This is a genomic window from Curtobacterium sp. PhB78 (assembly GCF_003751685.1).
In the GTDB taxonomy this organism is placed as follows: Bacteria; Actinomycetota; Actinomycetes; order Actinomycetales; family Microbacteriaceae; genus Curtobacterium.
In genome coordinates this window covers 308580-330160 of sequence record NZ_RKIA01000005.1, presented here as the reverse complement: position 1 = coordinate 330160, position 21581 = coordinate 308580, and the positions used below count along the sequence as shown (strand labels likewise).

Sequence of the window (21581 nt, the reverse complement as noted above, 5' to 3'; positions counted from 1 at the left end):
GCGGGATCGGGCTCAGGACGGCGCGTGGAGGCGTGCCAGGCGGCCGGCGGCGTCCTCGAGGACGGAACGCCGCTTGCAGAACGCGAAGCGCACGAGGGACCGGTAGCCCGCGGCGTGCTCCGGCCGGACGAAGGCCGACACCGGCACGCCGACGACCCCGGCCAGGGCGGGCAGCTCGAGGCAGAAGGCCCGTGCGTCGTCGTACCCGAGCGGCGCGGTGTCGGCGATCACGAAGTACCCGCCGTCCGGCCGCATGACGTCGAAGCCCGCTGACCGGAGCCCCGAGGCGAGCAGTTCGTGCTTGGCGGCGAGTTCGGCGGCGATCCCGGTGAAGACGGCATCCGGCAACCGCAGTCCGACGGCGACGGCCGGCTGGAACGGTGCGCCGTTGACGAAGGTCAGGTACTGCTTCACCGTCGTGATCGCGTCGACGAGCGTCGGGGGAGCGGTGAGCCAACCGATCTTCCAACCGGTGGTGCTGAAGGTCTTGCCGGCGCTCGAGATCGAGACCGTCCGCTCGGCGGCTCCGGGCAGTGTCGCGATCGGCGTGTGCGGGACGGTGAACGTCAGGTGCTCGTAGACCTCGTCGGTGACGATGAGGGCGTCGTACCGCGTCGCGAGTTCCACGATCGTGCGCAGGACCTCGTCGGGCAGGACCCGGCCGGTCGGGTTGTGCGGCGTGTTGACGAGCACGACGCGGGTGCGGTCGGTGAACGCGGCGCGCAGCGTGTCCTCGTCCGGCAGGAAGTCCGGAGCGGTGAGGGGCACGGTGACGTGGGTGCCGCCCGCGAGCCGGACGAGCGCACCGTAGGCGTCGTAGAACGGTTCGAACGTGATGACCTCGTCGCCCGGTTCGACCAGGGCGAGGAGCGTCGCGGCGAGGGCTTCGGTGGCGCCGGCGGTGACCAGGACCTGCCGGTCAGGATCGACCTCGAGGCCGTACCACCGCTGCTGGTGTTCGGCCACGGCGGTGCGGAGGTCGACCGTCCCGCGTCCGGGCGGGTACTGGTTGACGCCGTCCCGGATGGCGCGGACCGCGGCTTCGAGCACCTCGGCGGGGCCGTCCTGGTCGGGGAAGCCCTGCCCGAGGTTGATCGCGCCGGTGCTCGCGGCGAGGGCGCTCATCTCGGCGAAGACGGTGGGCGCGGGGACGCCGTCGGGTCCCAGGAGCATCGCTCCCTCGGCTGCTCGCAACCAGGGTCCTGCCTGCCGCATGTGGTTCCCTCCGGTGACGGCGACGACGTGTCGCGCTGAACGGACCCCAACCTAGCTGGCCGTCCGACGGCGATCCGGGGACGGACCCACAGCCCACGCATAAGATCGGCAGAGGATGCTTCCAGCGTCGCCAGAAGCACCGCTCAGGTGGTTGCGACAGACTGCACGAGCTTGAAAGGAGCACGTCCAGCATGACCGACACCACGCCCAACGGGCAGGGCGACGACCGCCGTCCGGACGATGCGGCATCGCCTGCCGCCAGTGAGGACGCCGCCGCAGCGGCCACGAAGGGGAACACGTCGATGCCGAACGACTCCGAGCAGTTCAACGACGCCGAGCAGCCCAACGACGCCGAGCAGTCCAAGAACGCCGAGCGGTCCGACGACGCCACGAGCGCCGACCACACCGACGTGATCCCGTCGGCGACCGACCACCCCACGGACCGCTACACGGCCCCGTACCCGACGCTCTCGGGCGACCAGCAGCGCGATGCCGGCCAGCAGCCGGCCGGGTACGGCCAGCAGACCTCCCCGTACGGGCAGGCGTCCCAGTACGGCCAGCAGCCCGCCGCCGACCAGCAGAGCCAGTACGGGCAGGCCCAGCAGAGCCAGTACGGGCAGAACCAGCAGCCGCAGTACGGCCAGGCCCAGCAGAGCCCGTACGGCCAGCAGTCGCAGTACGGCCAGGGCGAGCAGTCCCAGTACGGCCAGAGCCAGCAGTCCCAGTACGGCCAGAACCAGCCGAACCAGCAGTCCCAGTACGGTCAGCAGTCGCAGTACGGCCAGCAGGGCCAGCACGGCCAGGCCCAGCAGCCGCCGTACGGCCAGCAGCCGACCGCGAACCAGCCGCGGTACGGCGAGTACGCCCAGCCGGCCTCCGCCGCTGCCCCCGCGTCCTCGTCGGAGTACGCGACGGCGTCGGCGCAGGCACCGCAGTCCGCCACGAGCGCCTTCGGCGACGTGGACGGCGCGAACCAGCGCAACGGCCACTACTTCGCTGACGGAACCGCGGGTGCAGCGGCCACCACGACCACCACCCGCTCCGGGCGCGGCAAGCTCGTCCTGCCGATCATCGCCGGACTGGTCGTCGCGGGTCTGGTCGGCGGCGGTGCCGGGTGGCTCGCCGGGTCGTCGCAGGGCGGCACCGTCACGTCGTCCTCCGGTTCGTCGCAGGGCGGCAACCTCACGGTCAACGACTACGACTCCGCGACGGTCGTCACCGCGGTCGCTGCTCAGGCGACGCCGTCGGTCGTGACGATCAACGTGTCGTCCAGCAACGAGGCCGGCACCGGTTCGGGCGTCGTGATGAGCAAGGACGGCTACATCGTCACGAACACCCACGTGGTGACGCTCGACGGCGACAGCTCGAACGGTTCGATCACCGTGACGACCTCGAACGGCAAGATCTACGAGGGCAAGCTCATCGGCACCGACCCGACGGTGGACCTCGCGGTCATCAAGATCGACGCGACCGACCTCAAGCCGATGGAGTTCGCCGATTCCACGAAGCTCAACGTCGGTGACACCGCGGTCGCGATCGGTGCGCCCCTGGGCCTGTCGAACACGGTCACGGACGGCATCGTCTCGACCCTGAACCGCAGCATCCAGGTCACGTCGAGCGCTCCCAGCGAGGGCGGCGACTCGAACGAGGGCGGCAACGGCGGCAGCGGCCCGTTCGACTTCTGGGGCAACGGCGACAACGGCAGCAGCTCGTCCGCGAACACCACGGTCTCGCTGCCCGTCATCCAGACCGACGCGTCGATCAACCCGGGCAACTCCGGTGGTGCGCTGCTCGACGCGAAGGGCAAGCTGATCGGCATCAACGTGGCCATCGCCTCGGCCGGCAGCTCGTCGTCGTCGGACTCGGCGGCCGGCAGCATCGGCGTGGGCTTCTCGATCCCGTCGAACCTGGTGAAGCGCGTCGCGAACGAGATCAAGGACAAGGGCTCGGCCACGCACGGCCTGCTCGGTGCCACCGTCGGCGACGCCTCGGAGAACGCGAGCGCGACCCAGATGGGTGCGCTCATCAAGTCGGTCTCGTCCGGCGGTGCGGCGGCGAAGGCCGGTCTGCAGAAGGGTGACGTCGTCACGAAGATCGGTTCGGCGACCGTCTCGGACGCCACCGACCTGACGGCGCAGGTCCGCTACTTCGCAGGCGGCGCGTCGACGACGATCAGCTACCTCCGGAACGGGCAGTCCCGCGAGGCGGACGTGACCCTGGGCACGTACGACAGCAAGGGCTGACGCCACCACGGACAGGACGGGAGGCCCGGTGCACGACGTGCGCCGGGCCTCCCGTCCGTCTGCGGGTCACGTCGCGGGCGCCCCGCAGGTTCCGGGTTCGGGTCTTGATAGGCTCATGGTCGCTCTGCGGGGCGGCACCGCCCCGGTGCGTCCCGTGCACCCAGCCAGCACCCCGAGGTACGCATGCAGACAGACGGACAGCCCCTGCCGGGCGTCTCGTACGTGATGCCCGTGCTCAACGAGGTCACCGAGGTCCGCGCTGCGGTCGCCAGCCTGCTCGACCAGGACTACACCGGCGTGTTCGAGGTCATCCTCGCGCTCGGCCCCTCGATCGACGGCACGAACGAACTCGTGGCCGAGATGAGCGCGGCCGACCCGCGCATCCGGGCGATCGACAACCCGGTCGGGTCCACGCCGGCCGGCCTGAACGTCGCGATCACGGCGTCGGTGCACCCCGTGGTGGTCCGCGTCGACGCGCACTCGGTGCTGCCACCGGACTACACGCGCATCGCCGTCCGCACCCTGCTCGAGTCCGGAGCGGACAACGTCGGCGGCATCATGCGCGCCGAGGGCCGCAGCCCGTTCGAGCGGGCCGTCGCGTTGGCGTACGGCAGCCGCGTCGGCCTCGGCGGCACCCCGCACCACGTCGGCGGGACCGCCGGCCCCGCCGAGACCGCGTACCTCGGCGTCTTCCGCCGCGACCGCCTGTTCGAGGTCGGCCTGTTCGACGAGGGCATCAAGCGCGGCCAGGACTGGGAACTCAACCGACGCCTGCGCCAGACCGGCGGCACGGTGTGGTTCACGCCCGAGCTGGTCGTCACGTACCGCCCGCGGCCGAGCCTGAAGCGCCTGGTGCGGCAGTTCGTCGCCACCGGGTTGTGGCGGGGCGAGCTCGCCCGTCGGTTCCCCGCGAACAACGGCCTGCGGTACTTCGTGCCGCCCGCGATGGTCGCCGCCATGGCCGTCGGGATCCTCGCCGGCGTCGTCGGTGTCGTCGGCGCAGCCCTCGGCAGCCCGGTCGCCTGGGCGCTCCTCGGGTTCGCCGTGCCCGCCGTGTACCTGCTCTTCGTCGTCCTCGGGTCGGTCGCCGTCGCGCGCCGGTCCGGGGTGGCGACCTTCCTCTGGTTGCTCGTGGTGCTGCCCTGCATCCACGTGGGATGGGGGCTCGGTTTCATCATCGGGTTCCTCACCCGTACCTCCGAGCTGACCACCCACACCGGACGGTGACCCCATGACCGACCCCGCCACCCACGGCCGCGGATCCGCACGCCCGACGTCGATCGCCGAGCTGCGGGCCGTCGCCCAGCCGGACGAGGTCCGCGCCCGCGCCAACGCCGAGCACTGGACGGCGTCGCTGTACCTGCGCGACGTCTCGCCGTACCTGACCTGGGTGCTGCTGAAGACCCGCGTCAGCGCCAACCAGGTGACCGGCCTGATGATCCTGGTCGGGTGGAGCATCGCCGCGGCCCTGCTCATCCCCGGCATCTGGGGCGCAGCGCTCGCCCTGGTGCTCGGACAGCTGCAGATGCTCGTGGACTGCTGCGACGGCGAGGTCGCACGGTGGCGTGGCACCCGCTCGCCCGCCGGGGTGTTCCTGGACAAGGTCGGGCACTACACGACCGAGGGACTGATCCCGGTGGCGCTGGGCATCCGAGCCGCCACCTGGCCGATCCACGGCGCCGACTGGATGTGGACCACGATCGGCTGCGCACTCGGCCTGGTGATCGTGCTGAACAAGGCCCTCAACGACATGGTGCACGTCGCCCGGGCGAACGCGGGGCTCGACAAGCTCGTCGACCGACGCGACGCCTCGACCGCGCCGTCCGGCCGGAAGCTCGCCTCGCTCCGCCGCCTGGCGCGGTTCCTGCCGTTCCACCGCCTGTACCACTCGGTCGAGCTGAGCATGCTCGCGTTCCTGTTCGCGCTCATCGGACTGGCGATCGGCGACACGCTCGCCAGCCGGATCCTGGTCGGGGCGCTGCTGCCGCTGGCCGTGCTGGCGACCGTCGGACACTTCCTGGCGATCATCGCGTCCAAGCGGGTCAAGGCGTGACCGACGACGCGGTGCCCCACGACGCGGTGCCCGACGGCGCGGTGACCGATGGCACCGTGACCCCGAGCACCGTTCGTCGCCACGCGGTCGCGCACCCGAAGCGACCCCGTGTCGCCGTCGTGAGCCTGTCGCAGGGCACCCGGCCCGACGACCTGCGCCGCGGGCTCGACAGCGTGCTCGCGACCGCGGTGCCCGACGGCGCGGTGACCGATGGCACCGTGACCCCGAGCACCGTTCGTCGCCACGCGGTCGCGCACCCGAAGCGACCCCGTGTCGCCGTCGTGAGCCTGTCGCAGGGCACCCGGCCCGACGACCTGCGCCGCGGGCTCGACAGCGTGCTCGCGCAGCAGGGCGTCGAACTCGACGTGGTCTGCGTCGGCAACGGCTGGGAGCCGACCGGCCTGCCGGACGGGGTGCGGACGCTGGCGCTGCCGGAGAACCTCGGGATCCCGGCCGGCCGCAACGCCGGTGCCGAGGTCGTCGACGGGGACTACGTGTTCTTCCTGGACGACGACGCCTCGATCCCCTCGGTGACGTTCCTGCAGGACGCCGTCGGCCGCTTCGAACGCGACCCCTCGCTCGGACTGCTCCAGCCCCGCGTGGTCGACCCGACCGGCGCTGCCAACCCGCGGCGCTGGGTCCCGCGCATCCGCAAGGGCGAGCCGGACCACTCGTCGCCGGTGTTCTCGGTGTGGGAGGGCGCCGTCGTGCTGCCGATGGACGTGTACCGGATCGTCGGGGGCTGGGGAGCGGAGTACTTCTACGCGCACGAGGGCATCGAACTCGCGTGGCGCGTGTGGGACGCCGGTCGACGTGCTTGGTACGCCGGCGACCTGGTCGCCCACCACCCGGCCATCGACCCGGCGCGGCACACCGAGTACTACCGCCTGAACGCCCGCAACCGGGTGTGGCTGGCCCGACGGAACCTGCCGGCACCGCTCCGACCGCTCTACGTCGGTTCGTGGGCCGCGATCCAGGTCGCGCGCTGGTGGCGACACCCGCGACGCCTGACGACGTGGTTCGTCGGCATCCGCGAAGGACGGACCACCGACTGCGGACCGACCCGACCGATGAGCTGGCTGACCGTCGCCCGGATGACGCTCGCCGGGCGCCCGCCCGTCGTCTGACCACCCCGAACCCCACCGCCACCGCCACCGCCACCGCAGAACGGGAGACAGTCCATGCCGATCACCAGTGACGTGCGGACCGCCGTGCGCCTGGCCCAGCGCCTGCTCGCCTCGCGCCGGAGCCGCCGGGAGCTCGCCCGTCGCCTGCCGTCGGTCGCGGCGCCGGCGCCCGGCACGATCGAGATCGCGGTCTACTTCGCCGACGGCCCCGTGAACATGTACCAGGTGCGCCAGTGGTACGCGCCGCTGGCCGAACTGGCGAAGACGCACCCGGTCGCGATCATCGCGCGCAGCCCGGGCACGATGACCACGCTCATCGACGAGTCGCCGGTCCCTGCCGTGTACGCCCGTCAGGTCGTCGACCTGGAGCAGTTCGTCGAGACCCAGGCGCCGAAGGTGGTGCTGTACGTCAACCAGAACGCCCGCAACTTCCAGATGATGCGGTACGGGCGCATGTGGCACGTCTTCGTCAACCACGGCGAGAGCGACAAGATGTACATGACGACGAACCAGTTCAAGGCGTACGACTACGCGTTGATCGCTGGGGACGCCGCGCGTGGCCGGCTCGCCGAGGCGCTGTGGGACTACGACCTCGACGCCAGGACCATCGCGATCGGCCGCCCCCAGGCCGACCACTTCGCCGGCGCGGCACCGTACCCCGCCGACGACCGGACCGTCGTGCTGTACGCACCGACGTGGGAGGGCGACCGCGGCGCCGCGGCGTACGGCTCGATCGCGTCCCACGGCACCACCATCGCCGAGCAGGTGCTCGCGTCGCCCCGCCACCGCCTGGTGTACCGCCCGCACCCGCGGAGCGGTGTGCTCGACCCGGCGTACCGAACGGCACACGAGCGGATCGTCGCGGCGATCACGGCGGCGAACGCGGCCGACCCCACCGCGCACCACGTCCACGACGAGGGCGGCGAGCTCGGCTGGCAGCTGGCCGACGCAGACGTGGCGATCACCGACATCAGCGCGATGATCTACGACCGCCTGGCGGTCGGGAAGCCCCTGATCGTGACCCGCCCGGTGTCGCCGGAGGCCGATGTGGACGAACGCGGCTACCTGAGCGACGCCAACTGGCTGACCGCGGCCGACGCGCCGTCGGTGCTCGCTCGGATCGACGCCGCCGTGGGGGACGCCGCCGAGCTCGCCAAGCTGCAGCAGTGGGTGGCGCGCTACTTCGGCGACACCACGCCCGGTGCCGCGACGGCCCGGTTCCACGCTGCCGTCGAGTGGCTGCTGGAGCGCTGGCACACCGTCGCTGCCGAGCGCGGCGAACGCTGAGCCCCGTCCGGACACGGTCACGGGTGCAACCCCTGACCGACCAGTGACATCCGCCACACGTACTCGGAGCGGTCCGGACGGCGCCAGCGGACGATCACGACGCCGGTGTCCTGCGGATCCGCGCCGAACACGGCGACGGACAGACGTCGACCCGGTTCGAGCCGGTGCACCGCCAGCGGCGGGCTGTAGCCGTTGCCGAGGTGGGTGAGGGTCAGGCCGTCGACCGGTTCGTCCCCGGTGTTGACGAGGTCGTACCGGCGCGGAGCCTGCGAGCGGTCGATGGTGAACGGGACGGCGTACGCGGGTGCTGGGTGGTGCATGGGGGGAACGCTAGGGGGAGGGTCCGACGGTGGGGCCCCGGCGCAGCACCCGGGAACCCGTTGCTGTGGAGGGGGCACCGTGGTGCCCTGGTTGTGGAGGGGGAGTACCCGACCGGTCAGACGCCGTAGTCGGCGGAGTACTGCGCCAGCGCTTCCTCGATGGTGCCGTCGAGCTGCAGCCGGCCCTTGTCGAGGTACAGACCGCGGTCGCAGAAGCGGCGCAGGTCCTTGTCGCTGTGGGACACGAAGAAGAGCGTCCGACCGCCGGCCAGGAGCTCCTCGATCCGCTTGTAGCACTTCTCGCGGAAGGCCTTGTCGCCGACGGCGAGGACCTCGTCCACCAGGATGACGGGCTCGTCGAGCCGCGAGATCACCGCGAACGCGATGCGCACCTTCATGCCGCTCGACAGGTGCTTGTACGGGGTGTCGACGAAGTCCGCGATCTCGGCGAAGTCGATGATCTCGTCGAAGGCGGCACGGATCTCGGCGCGCGACATGCCGTGCAGGCCGGCGGTCAGGTAGACGTTGTCGCGGACGGACAGGTCGCCGACGAACCCACCGGTGATCTCGATGAGCGGCGCGACGCCGGCCCCGACGTCGATCCGGCCCTCGTCCGGCAGCATCACCTGCGCCACGAGCTTCAGGAGCGTGGACTTGCCCTGACCGTTCCGACCGACGACGCCGATCGCCTCGCCCGGACGGACGTCGAACGACACGTTGCGGAGCGCCCAGAACTCGTCGGCACGCTTGCGGCGGCCGCGTCCGGCGAAGAGGTCCTTGAAGTTGCGGCTCGCCCGTCGGTTGCGCTTGAAGCAGATGCCGGCGTCGCGCACGGAGATCACCGGCGCGACGGTCTCGGTGCGTCGGGTCTGGTCGGTGGCGGTCATCACAGCTCCTTCAGCACGCGGTGCTCGCTGCGTCGGAACACCGCGAAGCCGATGACCAGGACGATGCCCGTGATGACCACCGACGCCCCGACCTCGAGCCAGTCGAGCTGGCTCGGGAAGAACGCGGCGCGGTACATCCCGAAGATGCCGGTGAGCGGGTTGACCGCGGCGACGGGTCGCAGGGCGTCGGGCAGCGCCTGCGTGCCGTAGATGATCGGCGATGCGTAGAACAGGAAGCGCAGAACGAGCTTGGTCGCGCGCTCGAGGTCGCGGAAGAAGACGACGAGCGGCGCGACGATCAGGCCGAGGCCGTACACCAGCGCGCACTGCAGCACGATCGCCAGCGGGAAGAAGACGACCTGCCAGTGCAGGTGCGCACCCGTCGCGATCGCGAAGGCCGCCAGCACCGGCAGGCTCAGCAGGAACTCGATGCCCTTCGACGCGTCGATCCGCGCGACCCAGATGGTACGGGGGATCGTCGTCGAGCGGATGAGCTTCGACTCCTTGATGAACGCCCGGGTGGAGTCCGAGACGCCCCCGGTGAACCACATCCAGGGCAGCAGCGCGGAGAGCAGGAAGACGATGTACGGGTCTTCACCGACCGAGCCACGGTGGAACACCTGGGTGAAGACGAACCAGTAGATCGCCGACATCACGAGCGGGTCGAGGATCGACCAGACGTACCCGAGCGCCGACGTCGAGTACCGGACCCGGAGGTCGCGGACGGTCAGCAGCCAGAGGGCATGACGATAGCGCCGACCGGCGCTCCGGGTCGCCGCTGGTGCGGCAGCCGCGGGCACGGTCGGCGCGCTCGCTGTGGTCACGGTTTCCCTTCGGGCGGAACCGCCGAAGGGGTCCTGACGGAGGTTCAGGCGAACAGGTTGTTCGCGCGCTCGAGGTCCTCGGCGAAGTCGATCTCGACCGCGTACAGGTCGGAGATGTCGATCGGGGACCAGCGTAGCCCGTCCTCGGCGATGGCAGCCTCGATGCCGCCCTCGAAGTACTCCTGGTCGTCGACGCGACCGAGCTGGCGGATGAGGGCCTGCTTGTCGTTCGCCGACACGTAGTTGATGCCGACGGCTTCGCCGAGCCCACCGACGACCTGCTTGGAGAGCTTGTGGATGAAGCCCTCGGCGTCGACGGTGTACTTGACCTCTTCGTCGGAGACCTTGTCGGTGTTGACGCTGACGAACGAGTGGTCCTCGTCGATCATGTCGGCCGCACGGACGAGTGCCATCGGGTCGAAGACCACGTCGCCGTTCATCCAGAGGACACCGCTCTTGCCGGTCGCCTTGAGGGCGCGCAGCAGGCTCTTGGAGGTGTTGGTGGAGTCGTAGGACTCGTTGTAGACGAAGGACGCGTCGGGGAAGGCCTCGACGATGTGCTCCGACTTGTAGCCGACGACGATCGTCACGCGGGCGCTCGAACCGAACGCGGCGCGGATGTTGTCGAACTGCTGCTGCATGATGGTGCGGCCGTCACTGAGCTCCGTGAGCGGCTTCGGCAGGCTGCGGCCGAGCCGGCTGCCCATCCCCGCTGCGAGGATCACGATCTGCGTGGTCATGCTGGTCCCTTCTGGTGTCCGCCCGCGCGCCCTGGGGCACGGGCGGGCCTCGTCGAGTCTGCTCGCGGAACGTCCGAGTTCGCCGAGAACCGGACGCCGCGGGCCACGAGGGCCGGCTGCTGCACGGTGTCGGAGAGCCCGCCGGAGCAGGTTTCCAAGTGGTGAACACTCCTTCGTGCCCTGGTGAATGATACGGAAACACCCGCTCAAGGGGTAGGTCCGCCGCGCTTCGTACTCATTTCGTGACACTGGAGCGGGCGGTTCCCCGCTGTCCGGAGAGCGTTGGTACGGTTGGGCGATGGCCGCCAGAGCAGAGAACGAGGACGTGTACGCCACGACCGACGCTGCCTGGATGACCGAAGCGAGTGACACCGACGAGCAGGACGCCGACGAGCGTGCCGCCGACCGGGTGGACGCCGCGGCGGGGGACGACGCCGACGACGACGACATGGGGGAACCGGATGCGCGCGACGCCTCCGTTGATGACGAGATGACCGACGACACCACGGCCGCCGACACCACGGCCGCCGACACCGATCCGGTCACGGAGCCGCAGTCGGACGCAGCGCCCGGTACCGCAGCGCCCGGTCCCGCGGCCCCTGCCGCGGCAGCGGCCCCGACGACGACCACCGGCGCCCGACCCGCCAAGGCGCGCCCCACGAAGCAACGCACCAAGCGACCGGCGAAGGCCGCCGGCACGACCGGCACCGTGCCTCCCGGCCCCGCGTCGAGCGACGCGACGTCGGCGACGGACGCGACCGCGCACGCAGCGCAGGGCGCACCGGAGGCCGACGCACCGGAGACGGACGCCGCGACGAGCCCCGCCGCGAAGAAGCGTGCTCCCCGGGCCACCGCACCCAAGGCCCCGCAGAAGCTGCAGCCCGTCGTGCTCGCCGCGGACGGCCTGGTCAAGCGGTACGGGCAGACCCTCGCCGTCGACGAGGTCGACCTCGAGATCCGCCAGGGCTCGATCTTCGGCGTGGTCGGCCCGAACGGCGCCGGCAAGACGACCACCCTGTCGATGATCACCGGTCTGCTGCGTCCCGACGCCGGGTCCGTGACGGTCCTGGACCACGACGTCTGGGCCGACCCCACGGCCGCCAAGCGCAGCCTCGGCGTGCTGCCGGACCGCCTGCGGCTGTTCGACCGCCTCACCGGTGCGCAGCTGCTCTACTACTCGGCAACCCTGCGCGGTCTCGACGGCGCCACGGCTCGTGAGCGCAGCACCGACCTGGCCGAGGCGTTCGGGCTCGGCGAGGCGCTCGGTCGCCAGGTCGCCGACTACTCGGTGGGCATGGCGAAGAAGATCGCCCTGGCCGCCACGCTCATCCACTCGCCGCGGGTCCTCGTGCTCGACGAACCGTTCGAGTCGGTCGACCCCGTGAGCGCCGCGACCATCACCGACATCCTGCGCCGCTACACGCGCGGTGGCGGCACCGTCGTGCTCTCCAGCCACTCCATGGAGCTCGTGCAGCGCACCTGCGACTCCGTCGCCATCATCGTCGGCGGCAAGGTCCTCGCCTCGGGGACCATGGCCCAGGTGCGCGGTCGCAAGAGCCTCGAGGACAAGTTCGTCGAACTCGCGGGCGGCCGCGTCGTGGCAGAGAGCATGGAATGGTTGCACAGCTTCTCCGGCTGAGGGCCGACCTGCTCGCGGGCGAGGTCCGCGGCAGCGCCCGCCGGTCCGTGCTCGTCGTGCTCGGCAGCCTCGTCGGGCTCCTCGCCGCCGTGTTCGTCGCGACGCAGACGGTCGCGCTGCGTTCCGCCGACCCCGACACGGCCCGCGCGGTCACCGTGCCGGTCGGCACGCTCATCGCGTTCGCGTTCACCGTCGTCCCGCTCGTCGTCGGACGGAGCGACCAGCTCGACCCGCGGCGCTTCGCGGTGTTCGGCATCGGCCGTCGCGGGCTCGCGATCGGCCTCGTCGTCGCCGGGCTGATCGGTATCCCGGTGATCGGGGTCGTCGTCGTGGCCGTCGCCCAGTCGATCGCCTGGGCGCGTGACGCCGGGACCGGTGTGCTCGCGGTGATCGGCGGCCTGCTCGCGATCGCCACCTGCGCGCTCCTGGTCCGCGTGTGCTGCACCGTCGGCTCGCGGCTGATCGGTCCGCACCGGTCCCGCGACGCCGGGTGGCTCGTCGCGCTCGTGATCATCGTGCTCGCGATCCCGGCGGTCTCGCTGCTGCTGCGCGTCGACTGGCTCGACCCCGAGGGCGCCGAGATGCAACGCGTCGCGGACGTCGCGGGGTGGACACCGTGGGGTGCCGCCTGGGCCGTGCCCGCCGAGGTCGCCAGCGGCCACGTCGGCACCGGGTTCCTCAAGCTGCTCGTCGCGATCGCCGTCGTCGCCCTGCTCACCTGGGCGTGGTGGGCGCTCGTCGGTCGGGCGCTCGACACCGTCGACGGTCGCACCCGGACCCGGCGCTACCAGGGGCTCGGCTGGTTCGACCGGCTCGGCTCGACACCGGTCGCCGCCGTCGCCGCCCGCGCCCTGACCTACTGGGTGCGCGACCCGCGGTACCGCACCTCGTACCTGATCATCCTGTTCGTCCCGCTCGTCGTCATCCCGCTCGGGGTCGCCGGGGTGCCGTGGCACTGGACCGCGCTCGTGCCGTTGCCGCTCATGGCGCTGATCGCCGGGTTCCTGCCGCACAACGACGTCTCGTACGACAACACCGCGGTGTGGTTGCACGTCGCCTCCGGGGCTCCCGGGTGGAGCGACCGTCTCGGCCGTGTCGTCCCTGTGCTCGTCGTCGGTGCGCCGGCGATCGTGGCCGGCTCGGCGGTGTCCGCCTGGTTGTTCGACGACTGGACGGTGTTCCCGCTGCTGATCGGCGTGAGCGCCAGCGCCCTGCTGTCCGGACTCGGGCTGTCGAGCGTCGTGTCCGTGCTGCTGCCCTACCCGACCGTGCGGCCGGGGGACCACCCGTTCCAGCAGCCGCAGGCCGCGGGTGTGACGGCGACGGTCGCGCAGTCGATGATGGTGATCGGCATCGTGGTCTGCACCGTCCCGGCGGCGTGGCTCGCGGTGCTGGCCTTCGTCCGAGGCGCTGAGCCGTGGTCGATGCTGACGCTCGCGGTGGGCATCGGGATCGGCGTGGTCGTGCTCGTCATCGGGATCTTCGCGGGCGGGCGGCTGTTCGACCGGCGCGGCCCGGACCTGCTGGCAGCGGCGCAGCGCAACTAGCGTTCCGGAACGAGCGCAAGGTGCGCAGACCAACGTGCGCAGACCGTCGTACCCTGTACCCATGAGCATGACGGAACCAGGCGGCGGCCTCGACGTGATGGACCGGGAGCTCGAGAAGCTCCTCGAAGACGAAGCGATCGAACCCGGCGACCACGAGCGGTTCTCGCACTACGTCAAGAAGGACAAGATCCTGCAGTCCGCCCTGTCCGGCAAGCCGGTCAAGGCGCTGTGCGGCAAGAAGTGGATCCCGGGCCGCGACCCGGAGAAGTTCCCGGTGTGCCCGGACTGCAAGGCCATCTACGAGAAGATGAAGTCCGAGTAGGCGCAGCCTGCGCATCGTGAGAAGAAATGGTCGGGTCTCCTTCGGGGACCCGACCATTTCTGCTCACCAAGCGGCGCGCTAGATCACCAGGGTGGGGATCGCGGGGTCGCCGCGACCGATGCGCGCGGCGTCCGCCGGCAGCTCGGCCTTCGCCCGCTTGTGGTGCGCCCGCGCGGCCTCGACGCCCTGTGCTCCGAGGAACGCCGGATCGACCACGCCGCCGGTGACCACGGGCACGAGCAGGGGGCGCTCGTCGGGGCCGACCTGTCCGGCGGTGAGCACGACCTCGGCCGTGGCGACACCGTTGCGCAGGCGTCGGCCGGCTTCCTTGCGGCCACCGATCGAGGCCTTGTCCGCCGACTTCTTCGCAACGGCGACCCAGTCGTCGCCGTCGGCGGACTGGTGCGCCACGAGCTTGAAGACCATGCCGGCGGCCGGGTGCCCCGAGCCGGAGACCACCGAGGTGCCGACGCCGTACGAGTCGACCGGGGCCGCACGGAGGGCCGCGATCGTGTACTCGTCCAGGTCGTTCGTGACCGTGATCTTCGTGTCGGTCGCGCCGAGCCGGTCGAGCTGCGCCCGGACGGCCGCGACGACCGAGGGCAGGTCGCCGCTGTCGATGCGGACACCGCCGAGCTTGCCGTCGGTCAGCCGGACGGCGGTCTCGACGGCCTGCTCGATGTCGTAGGTGTCGACGAGCAGCGTCGTGCCGTTGCCGAGGGCGTCGAGCTGCGACCGGAACGCCTCTTCCTCGGAGTCGTGCAGCAGGGTGAAGGCGTGCGCCGCGGTGCCCATCGTCGGGATGCCCCAGGTGCGGCCGGCCTCGAGGTTGCTCGTCGCGCCGAACCCGGCGATGTACGCGGCCCGTGCTGCGGCGACGGCGTTCCACTCGCCGGTGCGGCGGGAGCCCATCTCGGCGAGCGGACGCCCGTCGGCGGCGGAGACCATGCGCGCGGCGGCCGAGGCGATGGCGGAGTCGGCGTTGAAGACCGACAGGGCGAGCGTCTCGAGCACGACGGCCTCGGCGAACGTGCCCTCGACCTGCAGGATCGGGGAGTTGGGGAAGTACACCTCGCCCTCGCGGTACGCCCGGACGTCCCCGGTGAACCGGTAGTCGGCGAGGAAGGCTGCGGTGCCCTCGTCGATGACCCCGCGGTCGCGCAGGAACCCGATCTCGTCGTCGCCGAAGCGGAAGTCGCCGAGGGCGGTCAGGAACCGGCCGAGGCCGGCCGCGACGCCGTAGCGACGACCGTCGGGCAGCCGCCGGGCGAACACCTCGAAGACGCAGCGCCGGTGGGCGGTGCCGTCCTTCAGGGCCGCGTCGACCATGGTGAGTTCGTACTGGTCCGTCAGGAGCGCGCTGGTCACGCTGTCGACACTAGCGACGTGACCTCCTGGAGGCCCGGATCGCCTCGGGCGCCCGGCCCGCGGCGCGCAGGCGGTCAGTCCCGACGTCCGCAGCGCGCGTCGGTACGCTGGTCACCGTGACGGATGCACCGATCGGAGTCTTCGACAGCGGGGTCGGCGGGCTCACGGTGGCCCGCGCGATCATCGACCAGCTGCCGCGCGAGAGCATCCGGTACGTCGGCGACACCGTGCACTCGCCGTACGGCCCGAAGCCCATCGCCGACGTCCGCCGCTACGCGCTCGAGGTCATGGACGACCTGGTCGAACTCGGCGTCAAGGCCCTCGTCATCGCCTGCAACACGGCGTCGTCGGCCGTGCTCCGCGACGCCCGCGAACGGTACGAGCAGGCGTACGGCATCCCGGTGGTCGAGGTCATCCAGCCCGCCGCCCGCGCCGCCGTGAAGCAGACCCGGACCGGGCGCATCGGCGTCATCGGCACGGTCGGCACCATCACCTCGCGCGCCTACGAGGACGCCTTCGCGGTGGCCTCCGACGTCAGCCTGACCCTGGCGGCGTGCCCGCGGTTCGTCGAGTTCGTCGAGGCGGGGGACACCTCGTCACCGGAGCTGCGCGAGGTCGCCGCCGGCTACCTCGACCCGATCCGCGCCGCCGACGTCGACACCCTCGTGCTCGGCTGCACCCACTACCCGCTGATGTCCGCGGCCATCCAGTACGTGATGGGCCAGGACGTCACCCTGGTGTCGAGTGCCGAGGAGACCGCCAGCGACGTGTACCGCCGGCTGGTCGAGCACGGCCTCGAACGCACCTCCACCACCGCCCCGACGTACTCGTTCGAGTCGACCGGCGACGACGAGGACGGGTTCCTGCGGCTCGCCCGCCGGTTCCTCGGCCCCGAGATCGTCCGCGTCGGCCACCTCGAGACCGGCGCCATCACGCTGCCCGTGGGCGGGCCTGAGCGGCGACCAGCCGCCAGCCGCCGCCCGCCCCGATGACCCGCACCGCGCCTCCAGGCCGGACCGAAAGGACACCATGACCACCCGCATCGACGGCCGCCAGGCCGAGGAACACCGTCCCGTCACCATCGAGCGGGGGTGGAGCACGCAGGCCGAGGGCAGCGCGCTCATCTCGTTCGGCAACACCAAGGTGCTCTGCACCGCCTCGTTCACGAACGGCGTGCCCCGTTGGCTCGCCGGCAAGGGCACCGGCTGGGTCACCGCCGAGTACTCGATGCTGCCGCGGTCGACGAACGAGCGCATGCAGCGCGAGTCGATCAAGGGCAAGGTCGGCGGCCGCACCCACGAGATCTCCCGGCTGATCGGGCGTTCGCTCCGCGCCGTGGTCGACACGAAGGCCCTCGGGGAGAACACCCTGGTCATCGACTGCGACGTCCTGCAGGCCGACGGCGGCACCCGCACGGCGTCGATCACCGGCGCCTACGTGGCGATGGTCGACGCGATCGAGTGGGGCCGCGGCAAGGGCTTCATCGGCAAGAAGGCCACCCCGCTCACCGACAGCGTGCAGGCGATCTCGGTCGGCATCGTCAAGGGGGAACCGATGCTCGACCTGGCGTACACCGAGGACTCCGCCGCCGACACCGACATGAACATCGTCACGACCGGGTCGGGCAAGTTCGTCGAGGTGCAGGGGACCGCCGAGCACGCGCCGTTCGACCGCGACGAGCTGAACGTCCTGCTCGACCTGGGCCTGGCCGGCAACCAGTCGCTCGCGGCGATCCAGAAGACCGTGCTGGGGCTGGCGTGACCGGCACCGTCGTCCTGGCCACCCACAACCAGGGCAAGGTCGTGGAACTGCGCGAGATCCTCGGGTCGGCGCTGGGCGAGGGTGTCGAGCTGGTCGGCTACGACGGCCCCGAGCCGGTCGAGGACGGCGACACCTACGCCGCGAACGCCCTGATCAAGGCGCGTGCCGCGGTCGCCCACACCGGGCTGCCGGCGCTCGCCGACGACTCCGGCATCGCGGTCGACGCGCTCGACGGTGCCCCGGGCATCCACTCGGCGCGGTACGCGGGCACCCGGTCGGACGCCGACAACATCGCGCTGCTGCTGCAGAACCTCGACGGCGTCGTGGAGCGGACCGCCGCCTTCGTGTGCGCGGCCGCGTTCGTCACGCCCGACGGGTTCGAGCACGTGGTCGAGGCGGTGTGGAACGGCGAGGTGCTGACCGCGCCGGTCGGCGACGGCGGCCACGGCTACGACCCGGTGTTCCGGCCGGACGACGCCGACCGCTCGTCGGCCGAGCTCACCCGCGAGGAGAAGAACGCGCTGTCGCACCGCAGCAAGGCGTTCCGGGGCATCGCGCCGGTCGTGCGGGAGCACTTCGGGCTCTGAACTGCCCACCTGCGACGACGACAGGCCCACACCGAACGGTGTGGGCCTGTCGTGTTCGGTCCGACTACAGCTGCGGGTCGACGGCCGTCGACTCGGCCTGGTGCTCGCGCTTCTTCGCCTTGCGGGCGTTCCGGATGTACGTCAGCGCCATCGGCACGACGGTGACCAGGACGGCGGCGAGCAGGATGATGTCGATGTACTCGCGCACGATGTGGGCGACGAACGGGATGTGCCCGATGAAGTACCCGAGGAACGTCACGCCGACACCCCAGACGACGGCGCCGATGGCGTTGTAGAGCGAGTACTTCTTGTAGTCCATGCGGCCGACGCCGGCGGCGATCGGCGCGAAGGTGCGGACGACCGGCACGAAGCGCGCCAGGATCACCGCGAGCGGGCCGAACCGGTGGAAGAACGCGTTGGTCCGCTCGACGTTCGCCTTGGAGAACAGACCGCTCTCCTTGCGCTCGAAGATCGGCGGGCCGGCCTTCTTGCCGATGTAGTAGCCGAGCTCCCCACCGAGGAACGCGGCAGCGCCGATCATCAGGGCCGCGACCCAGATCGGGATGCCGCCGATCTCGCCGCCGCGGTCGAACGCGAACAGGCCGGTGATGACGAGCAGGCTGTCGCCCGGGAAGATGAAGCCGATCAGCAGACCGGTCTCGGCGAAGACGATCGCACAGACGACGAGCACGGCGACCGCCCCGAAGTGGTCGAGGATGTACTGCGGATCCAGCCATGGGATCAGGGCGAGTGCGACGGAGTGCATGTCTCTTCCGGTCGTGCAGATGCGGTGACGGGAGGGTCACCCGCACGACGAGGGTACCGTCCGCGCGTGACCGGAACGTCCCTCGGTGGTATGAGATGCGCGAGCACGCAACGGTCGGTGCGGAAGGAGGGACTCGAACCCTCACGCCTGGGGCACAGGAACCTAAATCCTGCGTGTCTACCGATTCCACCACTCCCGCGAGCAGCGGCAGTCTACCGAGCGGTCCCTGGTCGGCGGACGTCGGCCGGCGTCGGCGGACGTCGGTGGACGTCGGTGGTGCGAGGTTGATCACTCCGTGCGGCGCAGAAAGCGCGCACCGAGTGGGCAACCTCGCACCGAGTCGTGGGAAACGGCTGCGCGCAGCGCGGCGCGCGTCAGCGCAGCTGGCGCGGCAGGTACCGCGGCACGTACCGCAGCAGCACTCCGGCACCGATCAGGCCGAGCACGCCCATCACGCCGCTGGCCACCGCGATCGTCGCGACGGCCGTCACCCCGGAGATCACGAGCGGTGCCGCTGCCGACCCGAAGTCGCCGGTGAACCGCCAGGCCCCGAGGAACGGCGCCGGGTCGTCGCGCGGGGCGAGGTCGGCGCCGAGCGTCATGAGGATGCCGGAGCCGACGCCGTTGGCGAGCGACATCCCCATCGCGATCCCCACGAACCAGCCGACCCGCGCGTCGAGGTGCCCGCTCCAGGCGAGCAGGAAGTAGCTGATGCTCAGCCCGAGCATGCAGGGGAGTGCGCTCGCCAACCGCCCCCAGCGGTCCATGATCTGGCCGCTCGTGTAGAACAGCGCGAAGTCGACGGCACCGGCGATGCCGATGATCAACGCGGCCGTCGAGTCGTTCAGCCCGACACTGACCGCCCACAGCGGCAGGATCACCTGGCGTCCGGCGCGCATCGCGCCGATGAGCGCGGCGCCGCTGCCGAGCCGCAGCAGCACGGCCCGGTTCGTGCGCAGGGTCCGGAAGAGGCCGTGCGCCTCCTTGCCGACGAAGACCGCTCCGGTGTCGGTGGACGGCTCCGTCACGCCGGTCGCGTCCGACCCCGACCGGGAGGCCCGTGGCGGCAACCGCAGACCGCGTGCGCCCGTCGCCGGGTCGCGCAGCACCAGGAGCACGGTCGCCGCCGCCAGGCAGCACACGACGTGGATCCAGAAGGCGCTCGCGGTGGTGCCGGTCAGGTGGATCACGCCGGCGGCGAGGAACGGCCCGACGAAGTACCCGAAGCGGAAGACCCCGCCCAGGCTCGACAGTGCCCGGGCACGGATGCGGACGGGGATCGCGGTGGTCATGTAGGCGTGCCGTGCCAGGGCGAACACCGCGGTCGAGACGCCCACCAGGAACACCCCGAGCGCGAGCACCCACGCGTTCGCCGCGGTCGTGCAGACGACCAGGCCGCCGACCGACACCAGGGCGGCGCCGATCATCGCGTTCCGCTCGCCGATCCGCGCGACGACGATGCCCGACGGCACGTCGCCGATGAGTTCGCCGACCAGGATGAGCGACGCGACGAAGCCCGCGAACGCCAGGGTCGCGCCGAGGGAGTCCGCGGCGATCGGGATGATCGGGATGATCGCGCCCTCGCCGATGGCGAACAGTGCCGCGGGCAGGAACCCGGACAACAGGACGGACCGGAAGTCGAATGAGTCGTTCCCCGTCGTGGCCATCGCTCGACCAACGGTACGCCAGCGGTACGGGTTCGTCGGCGGGTTACCCTGGAGGCATGCGTGTTCTGGCGGCGATGAGCGGTGGGGTCGACTCGGCGGTGGCTGCTGCCCGGGCGGTCGACGCCGGGCACGACGTGGTCGGCGTGCACCTGGCGTTGAGCCGGATGCCGGGCACGCTCCGCACCGGCAGTCGCGGGTGCTGCACGATCGAGGACTCGATGGACGCCCAGCGCGCCGCGTCCGCCCTTGGCATCCCCTACTACGTGTGGGACTTCTCGGCCCGGTTCAAGGAGGACGTCGTCGACGACTTCGTCGCCGAGTACCAGGCCGGCCGCACCCCGAACCCCTGCATGCGGTGCAACGAGCGGATCAAGTTCGCGGCGCTGCTCGAGAAGGCGCTGGCCCTGGGCTTCGACGCCGTCGCGACCGGGCACTACGCCTCGATCGTCACCGGCCCGGACGGCTCCCGCGAACTCCACCGATCGGCAGCGTGGGCGAAGGACCAGTCCTACGTGCTCGGGGTCTTGACCGCCGAGCAGCTGCAGCACGCGATGTTCCCGCTCGGAGCGACCCCGTCGAAGGACGAGGTCCGGGCCGAGGCCGCCGAGCGTGGGCTGACCGTCGCCCAGAAGCCCGACTCCTACGACATCTGCTTCATCCCGGACGGCGACACCCGCGGCTGGCTCGCCGAGCGTGTCGGCAGCGAGACCGGTGACGTCGTGGAGCGCGACGGCACCGTCGTCGGTTCGCACGACGGCGCGCACGGCTACACGGTCGGGCAGCGCCGCGGACTGTCGCTCGGGCGCCCCGCCGCCGACGGCAGGCCGCGGTTCGTGCTCGAGATCCGCCCGAAGGACAACACCGTCGTGGTCGGCCCGAAGGAGGCCCTGGCCGTGTCGTCGATGTCGGGCTCCCGCTTCACGTGGGCCGGCACGGCACCCGCAGACCCGCAGACGCCGTTCGCGTGCGACGTGCAGATCCGGGCGCACGCCGACCCGGTGCCGGCGACCGCGCGGGTGCAGGACGACGTGCTCGTGATCGACGTCGACGAGCCGCTGCACGGGGTCGCCCCAGGGCAGACGGCCGTGGTCTACGTCGGCACCCGGGTGCTCGGACAGTGCACGATCGACAGCACCGTCAGCGCCGTCCCCGTCGACGCCTGAGACCGCCGCTCCCGGGCGGTGGGTCCGCTGCACGCGCCGTCGGTGGCACACGGTAGAACTGATGG

The 21581-nt window shown here is 71.3% G+C and carries 20 protein-coding genes and 1 tRNA gene; 12 read left to right on the top strand and 9 right to left on the bottom strand.

From position 1 onward, the window contains the following. Positions 1-12: 12 nt before the first annotated feature. Positions 13-1215: an aminotransferase class I/II-fold pyridoxal phosphate-dependent enzyme gene (locus EDF53_RS13760; RefSeq protein ID WP_123294080.1), complete on the bottom strand. Its 1203-nt coding sequence runs from the start codon at positions 1213-1215 to the stop codon at positions 13-15. 191 nt (positions 1216-1406) lie between these two features. Here EDF53_RS13760 and EDF53_RS19695 point away from each other — a divergent pair, with 191 nt between their 5' ends. The 5 genes from EDF53_RS19695 to EDF53_RS13735 all read left to right on the top strand — a co-directional run bounded on the left by EDF53_RS19695 (position 1407) and on the right by EDF53_RS13735 (position 7925). After that, positions 1407-3458, top strand: coding sequence for a S1C family serine protease (locus EDF53_RS19695; protein WP_260215716.1), 2052 nt, complete (start codon positions 1407-1409; stop codon positions 3456-3458). A gap of 183 nt (positions 3459-3641) precedes the next feature. Beyond that, positions 3642-4685 carry a glycosyltransferase family 2 protein gene (locus tag EDF53_RS13750; RefSeq protein WP_123294079.1) on the top strand — a complete coding sequence of 348 codons (1044 nt, stop codon included), beginning with the start codon at positions 3642-3644 and terminating at the stop codon, positions 4683-4685. A 4-nt stretch (positions 4686-4689) separates the two neighbouring features. Continuing rightward, entirely contained in the window at positions 4690-5511 is an 822-nt protein-coding gene (locus EDF53_RS13745; protein WP_123294078.1) for a CDP-alcohol phosphatidyltransferase family protein, read from the top strand. Between the two features lie 218 nt (positions 5512-5729). Beyond that, entirely contained in the window at positions 5730-6638 is a 909-nt protein-coding gene (locus tag EDF53_RS13740) for a glycosyltransferase family 2 protein (RefSeq protein WP_260215773.1), read from the top strand. Positions 6639-6692: 54 nt separating this feature from the next. After that, a complete protein-coding gene (locus EDF53_RS13735) occupies positions 6693-7925 on the top strand; it encodes a CDP-glycerol glycerophosphotransferase family protein (RefSeq protein ID WP_123294077.1) in 1233 nt (410 codons plus the stop codon). A gap of 17 nt (positions 7926-7942) precedes the next feature. Here EDF53_RS13735 and EDF53_RS13730 read toward each other — a convergent pair whose 3' ends face one another. The 4 genes from EDF53_RS13730 to EDF53_RS13715 all read right to left on the bottom strand — a co-directional run bounded on the left by EDF53_RS13730 (position 7943) and on the right by EDF53_RS13715 (position 10696). Further along, the gene (locus EDF53_RS13730; protein ID WP_111085009.1) at positions 7943-8245 is read right to left on the bottom strand and encodes a hypothetical protein; all 303 of its coding nucleotides are present in this window, start codon (positions 8243-8245) and stop codon (positions 7943-7945) included. 116 nt (positions 8246-8361) lie between these two features. After that, positions 8362-9132 carry an ABC transporter ATP-binding protein gene (locus EDF53_RS13725; RefSeq protein ID WP_111085010.1) on the bottom strand — a complete coding sequence of 257 codons (771 nt, stop codon included), beginning with the start codon at positions 9130-9132 and terminating at the stop codon, positions 8362-8364. Then, positions 9132-9956 carry an ABC transporter permease gene (locus EDF53_RS13720; protein WP_395873643.1) on the bottom strand — a complete coding sequence of 275 codons (825 nt, stop codon included), beginning with the start codon at positions 9954-9956 and terminating at the stop codon, positions 9132-9134. Before EDF53_RS13720 ends, EDF53_RS13725 begins: the two co-directional genes overlap by 1 nt. Positions 9957-10000: 44 nt before the next feature. After that, entirely contained in the window at positions 10001-10696 is a 696-nt protein-coding gene (locus EDF53_RS13715) for an NTP transferase domain-containing protein (protein WP_111085011.1), read from the bottom strand. A 298-nt stretch (positions 10697-10994) separates the two neighbouring features. Between EDF53_RS13715 and EDF53_RS13710 the strand changes: the two genes are divergently transcribed. The 3 genes from EDF53_RS13710 to EDF53_RS13700 all read left to right on the top strand — a co-directional run bounded on the left by EDF53_RS13710 (position 10995) and on the right by EDF53_RS13700 (position 14204). Next, on the top strand, positions 10995-12335 hold the full coding sequence (locus tag EDF53_RS13710; protein WP_260215713.1) for an ABC transporter ATP-binding protein: 1341 nt from the start codon (positions 10995-10997) through the stop codon (positions 12333-12335). Then, positions 12311-13882, top strand: coding sequence for an ABC transporter permease (locus EDF53_RS13705; RefSeq protein ID WP_123294076.1), 1572 nt, complete (start codon positions 12311-12313; stop codon positions 13880-13882). The genes EDF53_RS13710 and EDF53_RS13705 overlap by 25 nt, the downstream gene beginning before the upstream one ends. A gap of 61 nt (positions 13883-13943) precedes the next feature. Beyond that, positions 13944-14204, top strand: coding sequence for a DUF3039 domain-containing protein (locus EDF53_RS13700; RefSeq protein WP_111033217.1), 261 nt, complete (start codon positions 13944-13946; stop codon positions 14202-14204). A 78-nt stretch (positions 14205-14282) separates the two neighbouring features. On the opposite strand, the gene EDF53_RS13695 is transcribed toward EDF53_RS13700, so the two are convergent. Beyond that, positions 14283-15533: a nicotinate phosphoribosyltransferase gene (locus EDF53_RS13695; RefSeq protein WP_395861795.1), complete on the bottom strand. Its 1251-nt coding sequence runs from the start codon at positions 15531-15533 to the stop codon at positions 14283-14285. Positions 15534-15688: 155 nt separating this feature from the next. Between EDF53_RS13695 and murI the strand changes: the two genes are divergently transcribed. From murI to rdgB, 3 genes are read left to right on the top strand one after another with little or no spacing between them, the layout of a single operon-like run. After that, positions 15689-16564, top strand: a complete 876-nt coding sequence (gene murI / locus EDF53_RS13690) for a glutamate racemase (protein ID WP_123294074.1) — start codon at positions 15689-15691, stop codon at positions 16562-16564. A gap of 37 nt (positions 16565-16601) precedes the next feature. Beyond that, a complete protein-coding gene (gene rph, locus EDF53_RS13685) occupies positions 16602-17333 on the top strand; it encodes a ribonuclease PH (RefSeq protein ID WP_123294073.1) in 732 nt (243 codons plus the stop codon). Beyond that, complete coding sequence (gene rdgB / locus EDF53_RS13680) at positions 17330-17920, top strand: RdgB/HAM1 family non-canonical purine NTP pyrophosphatase (protein ID WP_123294072.1); 591 nt, start codon at positions 17330-17332, stop codon at positions 17918-17920. Before rph ends, rdgB begins: the two co-directional genes overlap by 4 nt. A gap of 64 nt (positions 17921-17984) precedes the next feature. On the opposite strand, the gene EDF53_RS13675 is transcribed toward rdgB, so the two are convergent. The 3 genes from EDF53_RS13675 to EDF53_RS13665 all read right to left on the bottom strand — a co-directional run bounded on the left by EDF53_RS13675 (position 17985) and on the right by EDF53_RS13665 (position 20353). After that, positions 17985-18686, bottom strand: coding sequence for a DedA family protein (locus EDF53_RS13675; protein WP_123294071.1), 702 nt, complete (start codon positions 18684-18686; stop codon positions 17985-17987). Between the two features lie 118 nt (positions 18687-18804). Further along, a tRNA-Leu gene (locus EDF53_RS13670) sits at positions 18805-18885 on the bottom strand. A gap of 175 nt (positions 18886-19060) precedes the next feature. After that, positions 19061-20353, bottom strand: coding sequence for an MFS transporter (locus tag EDF53_RS13665; RefSeq protein WP_123294070.1), 1293 nt, complete (start codon positions 20351-20353; stop codon positions 19061-19063). 56 nt (positions 20354-20409) lie between these two features. Here EDF53_RS13665 and mnmA point away from each other — a divergent pair, with 56 nt between their 5' ends. Beyond that, the gene (gene mnmA, locus EDF53_RS13660; protein WP_123294069.1) at positions 20410-21516 is read left to right on the top strand and encodes a tRNA 2-thiouridine(34) synthase MnmA; all 1107 of its coding nucleotides are present in this window, start codon (positions 20410-20412) and stop codon (positions 21514-21516) included. The last annotated feature ends 65 nt before the right edge of the window (positions 21517-21581 follow it).

Coding starts and splice junctions, on each gene's coding strand:
- EDF53_RS13675 (WP_123294071.1), bottom strand. CDS start 18,686: ATGCACTCCGTCGCACTCGCCCTGATCCCATGGCTGGATCCGCAGTAC.
- EDF53_RS13705 (WP_123294076.1), top strand. CDS start 12,311: ATGGTTGCACAGCTTCTCCGGCTGAGGGCCGACCTGCTCGCGGGCGAG.
- EDF53_RS13730 (WP_111085009.1), bottom strand. CDS start 8,245: ATGCACCACCCAGCACCCGCGTACGCCGTCCCGTTCACCATCGACCGC.
- EDF53_RS13745 (WP_123294078.1), top strand. CDS start 4,690: ATGACCGACCCCGCCACCCACGGCCGCGGATCCGCACGCCCGACGTCG.
- rph (WP_123294073.1), top strand. CDS start 16,602: ATGACCACCCGCATCGACGGCCGCCAGGCCGAGGAACACCGTCCCGTC.
- mnmA (WP_123294069.1), top strand. CDS start 20,410: ATGCGTGTTCTGGCGGCGATGAGCGGTGGGGTCGACTCGGCGGTGGCT.
- EDF53_RS13750 (WP_123294079.1), top strand. CDS start 3,642: ATGCAGACAGACGGACAGCCCCTGCCGGGCGTCTCGTACGTGATGCCC.
- EDF53_RS19695 (WP_260215716.1), top strand. CDS start 1,407: ATGACCGACACCACGCCCAACGGGCAGGGCGACGACCGCCGTCCGGAC.
- EDF53_RS13665 (WP_123294070.1), bottom strand. CDS start 20,353: ATGGCCACGACGGGGAACGACTCATTCGACTTCCGGTCCGTCCTGTTG.
- EDF53_RS13735 (WP_123294077.1), top strand. CDS start 6,693: ATGCCGATCACCAGTGACGTGCGGACCGCCGTGCGCCTGGCCCAGCGC.
- EDF53_RS13760 (WP_123294080.1), bottom strand. CDS start 1,215: ATGCGGCAGGCAGGACCCTGGTTGCGAGCAGCCGAGGGAGCGATGCTC.
- EDF53_RS13695 (WP_395861795.1), bottom strand. CDS start 15,533: ATGGTCGACGCGGCCCTGAAGGACGGCACCGCCCACCGGCGCTGCGTC.
- EDF53_RS13700 (WP_111033217.1), top strand. CDS start 13,944: ATGAGCATGACGGAACCAGGCGGCGGCCTCGACGTGATGGACCGGGAG.
- EDF53_RS13715 (WP_111085011.1), bottom strand. CDS start 10,696: ATGACCACGCAGATCGTGATCCTCGCAGCGGGGATGGGCAGCCGGCTC.
- EDF53_RS13710 (WP_260215713.1), top strand. CDS start 10,995: ATGGCCGCCAGAGCAGAGAACGAGGACGTGTACGCCACGACCGACGCT.
- EDF53_RS13725 (WP_111085010.1), bottom strand. CDS start 9,132: ATGACCGCCACCGACCAGACCCGACGCACCGAGACCGTCGCGCCGGTG.